The organism is Paenibacillus amylolyticus (assembly GCF_050990605.1).
Classification (GTDB): domain Bacteria; phylum Bacillota; class Bacilli; order Paenibacillales; family Paenibacillaceae; genus Paenibacillus; species Paenibacillus amylolyticus_H.
In genome coordinates this window covers 1,178,926-1,192,819 of sequence record NZ_CP158832.1, presented here as the reverse complement: position 1 = coordinate 1,192,819, position 13,894 = coordinate 1,178,926, and the positions used below count along the sequence as shown (strand labels likewise).

At 48.1% G+C, this 13,894-nt stretch carries 7 protein-coding genes; 2 read left to right on the top strand and 5 right to left on the bottom strand.

The features are described 5' to 3' along the window. Nucleotides 1-109: 109 nt before the first annotated feature. Nucleotides 110-1,615, bottom strand: coding sequence for an alpha-N-arabinofuranosidase (locus tag ABTV53_RS05320; protein ID WP_433751441.1), 1,506 nt, complete (start codon nucleotides 1,613-1,615; stop codon nucleotides 110-112). A gap of 182 nt (nucleotides 1,616-1,797) precedes the next feature. Between ABTV53_RS05320 and ABTV53_RS05315 the strand changes: the two genes are divergently transcribed. Continuing rightward, nucleotides 1,798-2,703 carry an ArsR/SmtB family transcription factor gene (locus ABTV53_RS05315; protein WP_026081248.1) on the top strand — a complete coding sequence of 302 codons (906 nt, stop codon included), beginning with the start codon at nucleotides 1,798-1,800 and terminating at the stop codon, nucleotides 2,701-2,703. 120 nt (nucleotides 2,704-2,823) lie between these two features. Here ABTV53_RS05315 and ABTV53_RS05310 read toward each other — a convergent pair whose 3' ends face one another. The 4 genes from ABTV53_RS05310 to ABTV53_RS05295 form a co-directional block, all read right to left on the bottom strand. Next, nucleotides 2,824-3,618 (bottom strand): C40 family peptidase, encoded by a 795-nt coding sequence (locus ABTV53_RS05310; RefSeq protein ID WP_433751440.1) that lies wholly within the window; start codon nucleotides 3,616-3,618, stop codon nucleotides 2,824-2,826. A 454-nt stretch (nucleotides 3,619-4,072) separates the two neighbouring features. Further along, entirely contained in the window at nucleotides 4,073-7,348 is a 3,276-nt protein-coding gene (locus ABTV53_RS05305; RefSeq protein ID WP_433751438.1) for a glycoside hydrolase family 48 protein, read from the bottom strand. A gap of 43 nt (nucleotides 7,349-7,391) precedes the next feature. Next, nucleotides 7,392-10,385, bottom strand: coding sequence for a glycoside hydrolase family 9 protein (locus ABTV53_RS05300; protein ID WP_433754070.1), 2,994 nt, complete (start codon nucleotides 10,383-10,385; stop codon nucleotides 7,392-7,394). A gap of 255 nt (nucleotides 10,386-10,640) precedes the next feature. Beyond that, the gene (locus ABTV53_RS05295) at nucleotides 10,641-12,380 is read right to left on the bottom strand and encodes a methyl-accepting chemotaxis protein (protein ID WP_433751436.1); all 1,740 of its coding nucleotides are present in this window, start codon (nucleotides 12,378-12,380) and stop codon (nucleotides 10,641-10,643) included. A gap of 357 nt (nucleotides 12,381-12,737) precedes the next feature. Between ABTV53_RS05295 and ABTV53_RS05290 the strand changes: the two genes are divergently transcribed. Continuing rightward, nucleotides 12,738-13,733 carry an LCP family protein gene (locus ABTV53_RS05290; RefSeq protein WP_433751434.1) on the top strand — a complete coding sequence of 332 codons (996 nt, stop codon included), beginning with the start codon at nucleotides 12,738-12,740 and terminating at the stop codon, nucleotides 13,731-13,733. Nucleotides 13,734-13,894 lie beyond the last annotated feature (161 nt).

Below are 13,894 nucleotides of genomic sequence, written 5' to 3'. Positions count from 1 at the left end.
CTCGCACCCAGCTCTTTTAATTGAGGAACACGCTAAGCCGCTGGCTTCCTTCTCGGGCATCATGCCTGCAATTGCGCTCTCACGTGTCCCATCCCTTTATGCTAATCCCCTACTGCACTTTCAAACGGATTACGTTCCATGATGCTTTCGCCAAGCTTGCCGTAATCAGGGTATCGGATACAACTGCACCCCCGCGATTATGAGGAGCGACGCGGTTCGGTTGTGCGGCCGTATTCGATGCTTTGAGGTCATCACTTTCCAGCACGATATGCTCGATCAAGCTGCACTTCCCGAAACTGCGCAGATCCACTTCGAGCGGAAGCGCTTCTTCCAGATGACGGTTGACTGCGAACACAGTCACTTCACCCTGCTCTTCGTTATGAACTGCAATGCCTTCCAGATAAGGAACATCTGTGATTTGTTTGGTATCGTATTTCGGAGATTGGATCAATGGCACCAACGCTGTTCCACGTCCGAACAGGGATGTATGCATGAATGGATAGAAGATCGTCTGTCTCCATGAACCACCACCCGTCTCTGTCATGATCGGCGCAATAACATTAACGAGTTGTGCCAAACATGCCATTTTAACCCGATCCGCATGTTTGAGCATACTGATTAACATACAACCAACAAGGAGTGCATCCTCATGGTTGTAGATATCCTCAAGCTGTGGCGGAGCAATCTGCCATGGATCCATCTTCGAATCACTTTCCATGGAGTGATACCATACGTTCCACTCGTCAAAGGACAGATACATCGTCTTTTTGCTACGTTTCTTCGCTTTAATATAATCACAAGTCGCCTTCACGGTATCGATAAAACGATCCATTTCAAGCGAGCGTGCCAGGAACGTTGGCGTATCTTGCTCCTTATTGCCGTAGTACTGATGCAGGGAGAGATACTCGACGTGATCATACGTATGATCCAGCACCGTTGCTTCCCATTCCGGGAATGATGGCATATTCAGGTTCGAACTTCCGCAGGCTACCAGTTCAATAGTCGGGTCCGTCCATTTCATGACTTTAGCCGCTTCAACGGCTGCACGTCCATACTCTTCTGCTGTTTTGTGACCGATCTGCCAAGGGCCATCCATCTCGTTGCCCAGACACCATGTTTTGATCGCATGCGGCTGCTTGTATCCATGTTTGATGCGAAGATCACTATAATACGAACCTTCCGGATGGTTGCTGTACTCTACGATGTTACGTGCTGCATCGGTGCCCCGTGTTCCCAGATTGACGGCCATCATGACTTCGGAATTCGCCTGTTTCGCCCAGTCCACGAATTCGTTGAAACCAAATTCATTGGTCTCAATCGTTCTCCACGCCAGTTCCAGTCTGCGTTTGCGTTCAGACACCGGTCCAACCGAATCTTCCCAATTGTAACCGGATACAAAATTACCTCCTGGATAACGTACAATCGGTACATTTAACTCCTTGACCATCTCCAGCACATCCGTGCGGAAACCCTGTTCATTCGCAGATGGATGCCCTGGCTCGTAAATCCCGCCATAGACCGCACGTCCGAGATGCTCAATAAATGATCCGTACAAGCGCTTATCCACTACACCAATAGTAAAATCTTTATCTACCGTCATTTTTGCTTTTTCCATAATGAATTTCAACTCCCTTAGATTAATATAAAAATTAATTGATATTCTATGGATCAACGTTCATATTTATATTAAAATCGATTATAGCCTTAATTTCAACCCGAATTTTGCAAAATGTTATTCTTTTTACTGAATTTATGTTTAACTTAATTCTATAAAGAAAAAATGGAGGAACAATTGTGATCAGAGCAAATACCGATGCCGAATGGCTGCCCCTATATGAAGCACTTGCCAGTGAAGTCCGTCTACAGATCATCCGCCTTGTTGCAGAGACACCCATGAATGTGAAAGACCTCGCTGCTTCATTGGGTCTGAGTAGTGCCATCGTGACCATGCATGTCCGCAAACTTCAGGACGTGGGCATTATTCAGTCCAAAATGATACGCAAAGACGGTGGCACACATAAAATGAACAGCCTTGCTGTAGACTGGATTGGCATCTCCATGCCGCAGGAAAGCGGCACAGCCCGCAAGCTGCACGAGGTTTCTGTACCTGTGGGACACTACACTCACTTTGATGTCTATCCGACATGTGGCCTGGCTACGTCCACTCAGGTCATTGGACAGTACGATGACCCTCGCTATTTCCTCGACCCCGAGCGGATGCATGCGCATATTCTGTGGTTTGGCCGTGGATTTGTGGAGTACAAAATTCCAAACTATATCTTATCCGGACAGCAGATCAATGCCATTGAATTGTCACTCGAGATCGGATCAGAAGCACCTTCGGTTAATCCGAATTGGCCCTCGGATATTACATTCATGCTTAATGGCATCCGATTAGGAGAATGGACAAGCCCTGGAGATTCAGGCAACGGACGAGGCATGTTCACCCCGGAATGGTGGAGTGACAGTGTCAATCAGTACGGCATGCTCAAGGTACTGCGAATTACCAATGAGGGTACGTTTATTGATGGACAGCATCTATCCGACATTACACTCGCAGATATCCCAGTCGAACGCAACCAATGGACCCTTCGTCTTTCGGTGGAGGAAGATGCCCAGCATGTGGGCGGTCTTACTTTGTACGGTGAAGGATTCGGTAACTACAACCAGGATATCCTGTTCCGACTGTACTATCACGATTGAGTTCTTCGGATTAATAAATAACACAAAAATACCTTCCACTCGCCTCTCAAAGCCAGAATGGAAGGTATTTTGTATGCATATGAACATGCGTGGATTATTTAAGAAGGTTCTTGTTCTAACCTACAGCGCACTGCCACCAAACAGGAAGCGGTACTCCCAATGTTTGCCGGAGATATCACTAGTTGTTACACCACCGCCAGCGTTGGAATATGTGTGTAATACTTTGCCGTCACCCAGGTAAATCCCTGTGTGAGTAATCGTTGCGGTAGATTTATTCACGCCCGAATATGATGATGCAGAACTGCCTTTATACGACATGAAATACATCAGATCTCCGCGTTTCAGGTTTTTCCAGTTCGTCTGAACCGAACCTTTTGCTTTCACATAGGCTCCCTGTTTGCGGGAATCGGCTGGAAGCTTGATGCCAAGTGCATCAATGAAGGCCTGACGTACAAAGCTGGAACAGTCAAAAGTCGCTGTGCTGTTACGACTGGCTCCGAACTCATAAGGTGTTCCCAAATATTTCATTCCCGCCGCAATCACTTTTTCCACAGATGCATTGCCGGTCACCGATGTACCACTATCTGAGCCCGATCCGCTTGTGCCGCCATTAATCGCTTGTGTGTATTTGGATGAAGAAGATATGTAGCCTGTCCGGTTAGCAGAATCCTTAATCTTATACCAATCCGAACCGGATTGCTGAAGCACCGTTACCGTTTCCCCTTTAGCGACCATGCGAACAATCTTCGCAGAAGAAGAAGGTGTTGTGCGTAGGTTTACGCCCCAGATTACTTTTACTTGTGAATTGTCAACAGCAGCTGCCGATACCTGTGCCGTTAGTGCTCCTGTCGTCAGACTTCCCATCAGCATCGTTGCTGTGACACTTGCCGTAATAATCGTTTTTTTCCAGTTCATGATGTCGAGTTCCCCCTGATGTTACAGAATTTTAACCTGGCTTGGTTCTCCCGGGCTTGCCCCATTGTAAACGGGCTATCCATAACGTTCATCAGTCAAAAGTCCTGTATTGATATAGGCGAACTTGAGCACTAAGTATCAGGGTGTGTCCATAATCTGCTGGAAAAATTCACTGTTGATCCCTTCTTTTTGAAAGGTTAAATTATTGTAACTATTTGATATGCTTGATTTTTCCGCGATACAAGAGCTAGGTCAATTATCATTCAAGACATATGCCATATGACCTAGATTTTAATGTTTAAAATCGCAAATATGGTAAACATTACTATGATTCATTTGCCGATTACCGTTCCCCGAATTCACATTTTGCTAAAAAAAAGAAAAGCCAGGGATTTCCCCCCGGCTTAACCTGTATGATTAGTAACATCACTCTACAGCTGGTTGATCAACTCATTTAAGGTTCAATTCCCCATACCTTGGCACCATCCTGATAAGCTGTCACTTTTGTCCAGGCACTGAAGGCCGTTTGGGTAGAATCAAAGGAATAATCATTCGTTAGATCAAAATTCGTCCAGTTGTTTTTCGAGAAACGCACCTGGATAATTCCGGTCTCGGCACCCGCAGCCAAGCTGCCCGCACCCGATTTGAATCCAATCTCCAGATAGGTATCTGCCGTGCCCTTGGCCGGATCTATCGAAACAAAATGCCCTTCCACGTTACCGCTTCCAATCTGTGCATAATCACACCAGAAACTCAGATCAGCGGCACTGTCCTTCGTGAAATAATACCGGAGCTTCACTTTGCTCAAGTCCACAGCAGTTGTGCCCGTATTCTTCACATTGAACTGCGGAGTAATCGCATTGCCTGAAGTTCCTGAACCACCATTGCGATATTGTACTTCAAGCGTTCCCGTTGTGACTGGAGGTGCCAATGGGGTCAACACCAATACATTCGAATTCGTCTGACCACTCGTATTCACGGCTACAACTTTATAATTATAAGCCGTACCATTCACCGCTGTAGCGTCGGTATACGTCAGTGCGGTCAAACCTGTTGCCAGATCAGCATATGCCCCGGTGCCTACCGAACGTTGTACCTTATAACTTGCTGCTCCATTTGATGCAGTCCATGTCAGTACCGCCTGGGCATCGCCAGCCATTCCAGTGAGGTTGAATACGCCTGGCACAACGGTGCCTGCGAGTGGTGTTGCAGATGCCTGTGTCGACGGTGCAGACTCACCTACGGCATTCACCGCAGTGATGACATAATAATACGTTGTGCCGTTGGTCAAGCCTGTATCCGCGAATGTTGATCCTGTAACCCCTGTCGCTACAGACGTATAAGGACCACCGTTCACTTCTGCACGTTTCACAGTATACGTGGCTGCACCAGCGGCTGCGTTCCAATTCAGAACAACTTGCTCGCTTCCTCCGGTTGCTGTTACGCCAGCAGGAGCAGCGGGTACTTCCACTTCCGGACTATCGGAATCTCCGAGGAGACGATCATACTCTCCATACGCTGTAGCCATATCAACCTGTGACCAGAAGCGGTGATACGTAAAGGTTGGTGCACCATTTTCCCACGTTTTCGTTGTCGGATTGTAGGATGTTTTGTACAGATTATCTAGATAGGCCCATGCCGGATCTTGCTTGATGGCCGGACGCAGGTCGGAGTATCCAATGTATACGCCATTTCCGCCTTTCGCCGGATCGGAAGGTACACCTGCTGTACCTGGAATCGTGTTGCCTTGACCAAAGGTTCCAGACCAGTTCGCCGGGATATAGATTTCTTTGGCAAAGAAGCGGAAGTAGTCTTTACGCTCTTCTTCCGTAACAATCCCCACACCATCATTGTAATCCCAAGCTGTATCCAGCAAAGCCTCAGCCAAATCCTTGGCTTCTTGGCCTTCCGCACTAAGTGTGCCGTTCTCTGCCTGTGTTCCCGCTGCGAAGAAGGTCAGAGCTTTAACGTAACTTCCCAGAACGCCTGTGTCCTGCACTGGATCTTTGGTCGTTACACGGAAGTTCGGATTTTCCGTAAACGAACTGAATCCGTTCCACTTGTCCGGTTGACCCTGCCATTCCTGACCGCCCGGAATCCAGAACTCTCCCGGAGCCGGCGTTGTCGCTACCTGAACATTCGTTCCACCCAAAATGCGTTGTCCAGCAGCATTCAGATAATAGCCTTGCGCATCCGTCACCGGACGCTCACCTACAAATACATAATCCTTACTCCAGTCAATCCACTTCGTGATCACTTTTTTGGCCATCTGGAAGTTCTCAGATGTCAAATCACCGCTCTCCGCAAGAATATAATACATCTCGGCTACACGCTCCAGCGGCCATGCCTGGAATCCAAACCAGGTGTTGGAATCCGGATCACGATACACTGGTGCTTCTTGATAGGCCATATCATAGAATGTACTTGTTCCAGCCGGATAAGCCCCATAGGAACCGCCGATACTGTTGGTTGCTCCCCCGCCGATCGCTCCTTCATGGGATTGTAGCCAAGTGTAGAATTCCAACTGACGTTTCAACGTAGCATTCCAATCTGCCTTCGCTGTTGCAGATTTCGGAATCAAGCCGCCAGCCGGGTCAGACAATGCATACGCTGCAACCGGGTTTTGATAAGCCTGATGGGTATGGCTCGCTCCAATGCGCCAAGCCCAATCCCCACCTTGACCCAAACCACCGCCCCATGACGTATACCAAGCCATGAGATACATGTTGGAATCCTTACCTGTACCCGGAGTCGGTGTACCGTTCTTTGCACTTCCAATTTTCTGGAAGTATTTATCGTACATACCATAGCGCAGATAGTCCCCCATCTTCTTCGCTTTATCCAGATATTCGGGATTGTTGTATCCCATCTCCTTCGCCCAATACAGCACCTGTACAGCACGTGCATCGGCATCCGTAGCGTTGGTGTAACGCCATTGCGCTGACGGCACCTGAGTTTCCTTGGTGAACAAACTCATGAAGCCTTCGTTTGCCTTACCAAAAGATTTATCATCCTGGGATGGATGCGGTATGGCTTCCCACACAGACTCCTGCTCCCCACGCTGGAACGTGTTCACATAGGTAGCCGTATGTGATGGATTCAACAGGTTGCCATATCCATACCAGTCATCCACATCGACCAGCCAGTGCATGAGATAGGTCTGGTTGTCACCATAGGTCGCCTTAAGTTCGGCATCAATCGGGTCTTTACCTGCTGCATATTGACCATTAAGTTGCGATGGATATTGATCAGGGAAAGGTTTTTCCGCTGCATACGTAGCAGGGCTGTTCGGGTTGTATGAGCTCATCGTTGGCTGCTCTTCCTTGCCGTCACCTTCGTTGACCGGGATAATGTACTTTTCCATACTGTCCCATGCCGCTTCCAGTTGGGACCAATCTCCCGTGTAGTGACCATACATCGTTTCCAACCACAGCCAGTAACTGTATGCCTCGGATGTCGTCATATGACCATAATCCGGAGCCTCACTCAGCAGGGTCTCAATGGAATGATAAGGTAGACCCTCTGGTGAAAAATATCCGTTTGCCGGATCTTTCAACTGTTCATACAATTGCAAAAACCGGGCTTCATTGATGCTGTCTGCCTGAATCTCGATGGCCTGATCTGCGGCATGTGCTGTTTGCGGCCCTTCCCAGAGTCCGGTGTATCCGGTCAACATGACAGTTCCAGCCAGCATGGCTGTTAAACTTTTTTTCGCAGCTGATTTTAACATTAATATATACCTCCCCAAAATAGTGGAATTGACATTCAGTCAGTTACGGCTCCAAGCCCCATACTTTGGTGTTTCCCTGATACCCGGTTACCTTGCTCCATGCGGCAAAAGCCGTCTTGGAAGCATCATAGGAATAGTCATTGCTTTGATCGAAATTGCTCCAGTTATTTTTGGAAAAGCGTGTCTGAATCACGCCCGTCTCTGCTCCAGCGGCCAAACTGCCTGCTCCGGACTTGAAGCTGATCTCCAGATACGTATCCGCGGTACCCTTGGCCGGGTCCACTGCGACAAATGTACCTTCAACATTGGCTGTGCCCATCTGGGCATAATCACACCAGAACGTCATATCATCGGTACCATCCTTGGTAAAATAATATCGGATCTTCACGCCACTGAGATCAATCGCCTGTGTTCCGGTATTTTTCACATTGAACTGCGGGGTCACCGCATTGCTCGAATTCCCGGACCCTCCGCTGCGGTACTGCACTTCGAGCGTACCGGTCGTCACCGGAGGTGCAGAAGGCGTCAGTGCCAAGACATTCGACAGCGTCTGCCCGTTCGCATTCATGGCTGCAATCCGGTAATTGTACGTGGTGCCATTCAGCGCCGTCGTATCGGTGTAAGTCAACACGGACAAATTGGTTGCCACATCCTCATATGTCCCTCCTGCCACCGAACGCTGTACCTTATAGCTAGTAGCGCCCGAGGCTGCTGTCCAGGTCAGGACCGATTGTGCATCGCCAGCTATCCCACTCAAAGTCAGTGCTCCTGGCACTGTCGAAGCTGCTTGCGGTGTAGCTGACACCTGTATAGAACCCGATGATTCCCCTGCCGAATTCACAGCAGTCACTACATAATAATAGGTGGTCCCGTTTGTCAGTCCCGTGTTTGTGTAGGTCAATCCACTAACACCCGTCGCGACAGTTGTATATGGTCCTCCACTTACCTCGGAACGCTTCACCGTATACGATTCGGCTCCGGATACAGCTGCCCAAGTCAGGTTAACCTGACTGCTTCCTGCCACAGCCTGCACGCCAGCAGGTGCACCTGGAACCGTACCAGGCGTAACACCAGGCTCCAGTCCGTACACCTTCACTCCTGCATCATAGACTGGAAGGTATATACTCTTCACAGGAGTGCCTGTGGTGAGCGTCTGGAACGAATGATCATTACTTGCATCCCATGCACCCTGCGGGCCTGTAATGCGGAACTGGACTTCTTTGCGATAATTCCCCTCCCCACCTGGATAGATCTTCGTGTTGCTGAAGTTCGCCGTAATGGCATAGATATGCTGGGCTGCATTCACCACAATGGGTTGGGATACCGTCGCTCCCTCCGTATAGGAGGTTGTTACTTGAACGTCCGATACCGTACGTCCGGCAGCATACACTTCACTCAAATCCAGGAAATATTTAAAAGACAGCTGATCTCCCATTCTCGCAGGCCAAGCGGAACGATTATTCAGCTGTGCCCGGATTTCCGTATAATTGCTACCGGATGATTTGATGGCAGCCTCTACAAAGAACTCATCTCCCTTCACCTCAGGTGCAGGAAAGTTCGCAAGGGGCTGATGATTCTGACCAAATAGCAAATTCATCTTTGCCAGTGCGCCGGTGAAACCGGCATTGTAATCGGTTGCAACCTCATTACTCACGTAATCCCCGATATCATCGGTATATCCATCCGATGCATCCGGTCCACCGACCATGGCACCATACAGCATGTGGCGATGGTTAGCCGGGATATCTTCGTTATTCAGCCATGAACCGTGAGCAGTCCGATGATGCGGATGTTGAGGTGCATTCTGCCCATATCCGACCACATAACTGCTCTGACGCGGATTATCGCCCAGAATATAATTCATCTGTGAGACAGCGAAATCCTGATATCTTGCTTTTTTCACAGGATCGCTGACCCAGTCGGAGTATACAAAAGAAATAAAGGAAGCATTCGCTGCATATCGGAGCGAGCCCCACTGATCCAGCCACGCCAGACCTCCTGGCGTATACTTGACTCGTGTCCCATTGACTCCAACCGTCCAATAATCCAGATTGCGTTCTGTCGACTGAATAAATCTCGTCGCCTCCGGCATGTTCAAACTGGACGTAATTCGGGCAAGCAGGATCTGTGCACCATAATGTTTACTGTCCCAACCTTGTGTCCAAGTATATGGCCAATTGGCTGAGCCTCCGCTAGAAGACCACCGGTCCGTAGCTGCAATGGCTTTGGACAAGTAAGCGTTATCATTAGTAGCTAAATACAACCATGCTCCGCCCCATGCCAGCTCGTCTTCGTATCCTGTCCACGAATTATAAAACGCTGCGGCATCCGTGATACAATCGGTGTATTCCCCCCGATATGTATCTGCGAAGTTATACAGCTCTTTTGCATGTTGGAGCAGTCTGGCCGAATATGCCGGATCATCATCTGCAAATACAATCGATGACGCTGCCAGTGCTGCAGCCGTTTCTGCCGCCAGATCACTGCCCGGGCATGAAGCATCAATCTTGAACGAAGGACGGCTCATCTGCATAACTTCTGCAGGACCCCACCATGCATGGTCGGTATTGCCAGCCCCGACTTGTCCCCACAATTCATTTGGTTTCGTATGCGCTTTCATAAAATAGTCGGTCGCCCATCGGATGTTATCCTTGATCTCCTCCAGTTGTCCGGCCTGTTCATATCCGTCGCTGTATTCCACGACAGACCAGGCGAGCATCGTTGCGGAAGCAGCCATAGGAAAACCAAACTTCACGTGATCTCCGGCATCATACCATCCTCCGGTCAGATCAACGCCTACATCAGCCCCATCCTGCATGCCCGAATTACCACGCCATTCGACCCGATTACTCGCTGGCAACGGGCCTGAACGCTGTGCTTCATAGAAGTAAATGGCCTTTTGCAGTGCTTCAGCATAGTTCTGATTTCCGGCGGCCGCATCCGCCTTACGAATTCCTGTGCCCATCGATAAACTCCCTGCCAGCAGTCCTGCCGATAACGCAATCATGGCGACTCGTCTCCACCAGCTCCCTTTCATGTTCAACTATTCATCTCCTCTTCATGAATGTTCCGTATGCATTACTCTGGACCGCAAGTTTATATCGCTCCTCCCCATGGTGTATTTCAGTGTAAGTTCCACCATTAATTACCATTATATCTGTTTGTTTCACTAGCTATATAAGCGTTGGTGACTTCTGAAATAACATTGTTGTGACCTACTCTGCGTCATGCGACAAAAAAAGCTGTTTCTCTAACGCATATGCGCGTTAGAGAAACAGCTTCTCGCCCTTAGTTACACTTTGAACTTGTTAATTTGCTCCTGCAGTTCTTCCGCCATTTTGGATAATGAGCCTGCGGATGATGCAATCTCTTCCATGGAAGCCAACTGTTGCTGAGTTGCGGCAGATACATTATGAACCCCGCCCGCTGCCTCTCCGGCAATATTGGAGATCTGACTTACATATCCTACAACCTCAGTTGTACTCGCCGACATTTCCTCTGAACCTGCAGATACTTCCTGGATTTCACCCGCTACTTTGTTGACCGCATCCGAGATCTGCTCGAACGCTTGTCCTGCCGCAGTAACCATCTCGATTCCTGCTTCCGTCTCACTGCTGTTCACTTTGACTGCCTGAACAGCATGATCCGTATCTTTCTGAATCAATTGAACGAGATCCGTAATTTTTTGCGCAGATGTGGAAGATTCCTCAGCGAGCTTCCGCACTTCTCCCGCAACTACCGCGAAACCACGTCCATGCTCTCCTGCTCGCGCGGCTTCAATGGCTGCATTCAGTGCAAGCAGATTGGTCTGCCGGGCAATGTTGTTGATTACCTCGGTAATGGTACCAATCTCTGCTGAACGTTCCCCCAGCCCTGTAACCAATTCTGTCAGCGAAGCAATGGAATTGCGAACAGAACCCATCTGTTCGACAGCTTGTTGAATGATCATGTTTCCTTCAGAAGATTGATTCGCCGCATCTACAGCAGACACCGATACACTCTGAGCAAGCTCGGCAATCTGCTCTGATCCGAGAGCCATCTCATTCATGGCCTGTGAAGAGCGCTTCACAATATCAACTTGATCAGACGTACCTACAGCCAGTTCTTCGACCGTTTGGGAAATCTGTTCCGAGGCTTGGGTATTCTGCTCCGCACTCGCAAGAAGCTCCTCCGATGAAGCGGCCACCTGTTCGGAAGTCATCGATACCGATTCAATCATGGAGCGCAAATTGCCACTCATGGTATTGAAGGAAGCCGCGAGCGTTCCCAATTCGTCTTTGTTCTTGAGCATAATCGTCTCACCCGTCAGATCACCATTGGCAATAGCCATGGCCGCTTCATTCATCTTTTTGATTGGACGTGAAATGATGCTTGCAATGAAGAAGGCAATAAATACAGCTACCAGGAATGCAAAAATCGTCACTGCCAAAATCACATTAAATGTATTTTCCGCCATCTCAACAGATTCATTCGTTGCCGCGTCTGATCCTTCATTCCCCAAGTCAATTAACTTAACAAGCGCGTCATTTGCTGTATACCACAAGGTATACGCCTCCGTATGTAGACGACTGGAATCTTCAAAATTGTTCTTCAAACCAAATTCGATAAATGCTGGCATTTTCGCCACATAAGCATCATAATTCGTACTGAAATCCTCATTGTAAATCTTAAGCGCTGCTTCGTTGCCTGCAATGTACGTTAGCAACTGTTTACGCTCATCCTCCATCTTGGTGAGGAGCAACTGTAACGCTTCATTCAACTTGGCTGTTTCATCTTCATTCTGCTCAACGATGATGGCCAGTGCCAAGCGCTCTACATCAGAAATATCACCGTTCATCTTACCCAGCAGACTTACACTCGGCATCCAGGTCTGATCCACGTCATTGGCTTTGTCTGACATTTCATGGATCTGAATTAGTGCATAGCTGCTTACAATAATTAACAAAGCCACAACTATCAGAAAACCAGTCAGTAACTTGCCTCGAATCGTTAACTTCAATTTCCCCATCATATTCCCCCGCGTGTCTTCCATGTGTCCCACTCCTCAAAATAGTACATATTTATAATATATCGTCACCTGTAGTCATGAATTGTAGATGTTAGAATTCAATCTCTATAAATTTCATGTAACTTCGCCACACATTGCTTTCAATTGCTATCGAAAAACATGTCGGTGTATGTTAATGATAAAGTTGGGAACCGACTTGGTATAATTGCGGGTTGTAATGCTGTTTCGACGGATTAATTTTTACATAATAAATATACACCAACTATTTGTCGAACAATCCTCACATTGACCGAATTTACGAAATCAAAGAGGACATTTCGCTTTCTTTTTGTTAAACTAGTTTGGGTTACATATCAGTTCAATCATAGAAAGGTGAAGATTATGCTTAAAAAATGGTTATGGGGTACAGCCCTGACCCTGGCAATTGCTGTTACAGGTGTCGTTGTATATTACGGATATTCGATTGTTCATTTTGCCAATAGCATCTCAACCGCTTCCGGGACTTCATCCAACTCGTCCTCCTCCGGCACAGACAACGATTCAGACACACCCACTACGACGATTCCCAGATGGGAGGGCCAGGAACGGGTGAACATTCTGTTGCTTGGTGGAGACTCAAGAGGTGATGATGCAGGACGCTCAGATTCGGTCATGGTCGCTTCCATTGATCCGGTCACCAAGAAAGCCCATCTATTCTCCATATTGCGAGATACCTATGTAGCCATTCCAGGGCATGGCAAAAGCAGACTTAATGCAGCCTTTTCCTACGGGGGTGCGGAGCTGACCAAACAAACCGTCAGTGATCTGCTCGGTATTCCCATTCAGCATTATGTCTACACAGACTTTACAGGTTTCATGGCTCTCGTTGATGCGGTAGGTGGTATTGAGATTGATGTGGAGAAAGACATGTATTACACCAGTAAAGCAGATAAACATATGTACGACATTGACTTGAAAAAAGGATTGCAGCATATGGACGGCAAGACCGCCCTGCAATATGTTCGATTCCGGCATGATGCCACCTCGGATTTTACCCGTACCGAACGACAGCGGATCTTCATGACCGAGCTGGCCAAGAAAATGCAGAGCACCACGTCGCTCTTCAAAATCCCGGATATCCTGGAAGCGATCGCTCCCTATATTGAGACAGACCTTAGCCCAACCCAGATGTTAAAACTCGCATCACTTGGCTTCGATATCCATGTGAACGATATCGATCAGCAGCAGATTCCACCGAACAAGCTGCTCACCAATGTACTGGTCGGCTCAGCTCAGGTGCTGGGTGTCGATGTAACCAAACTCCAGTCCTACATCCAGAAACTGTTTGAAGAAGATGCCGCGTCCTCGGAGTCTCCATCATCAGACGAACAGAACTGAAAATAACAGGCATGAAAATACAGCGATATTGAACAACGTATGTCTCAGTGTTATATCAAGAAAGACGGCCCAAGCCGTCTTTTTTTGTACCTATTTTCTCCATTTAATGCAGCCTTAATGTTCAACAGGTACCCTTATATGATGAACTCTGGTTCTTGGAG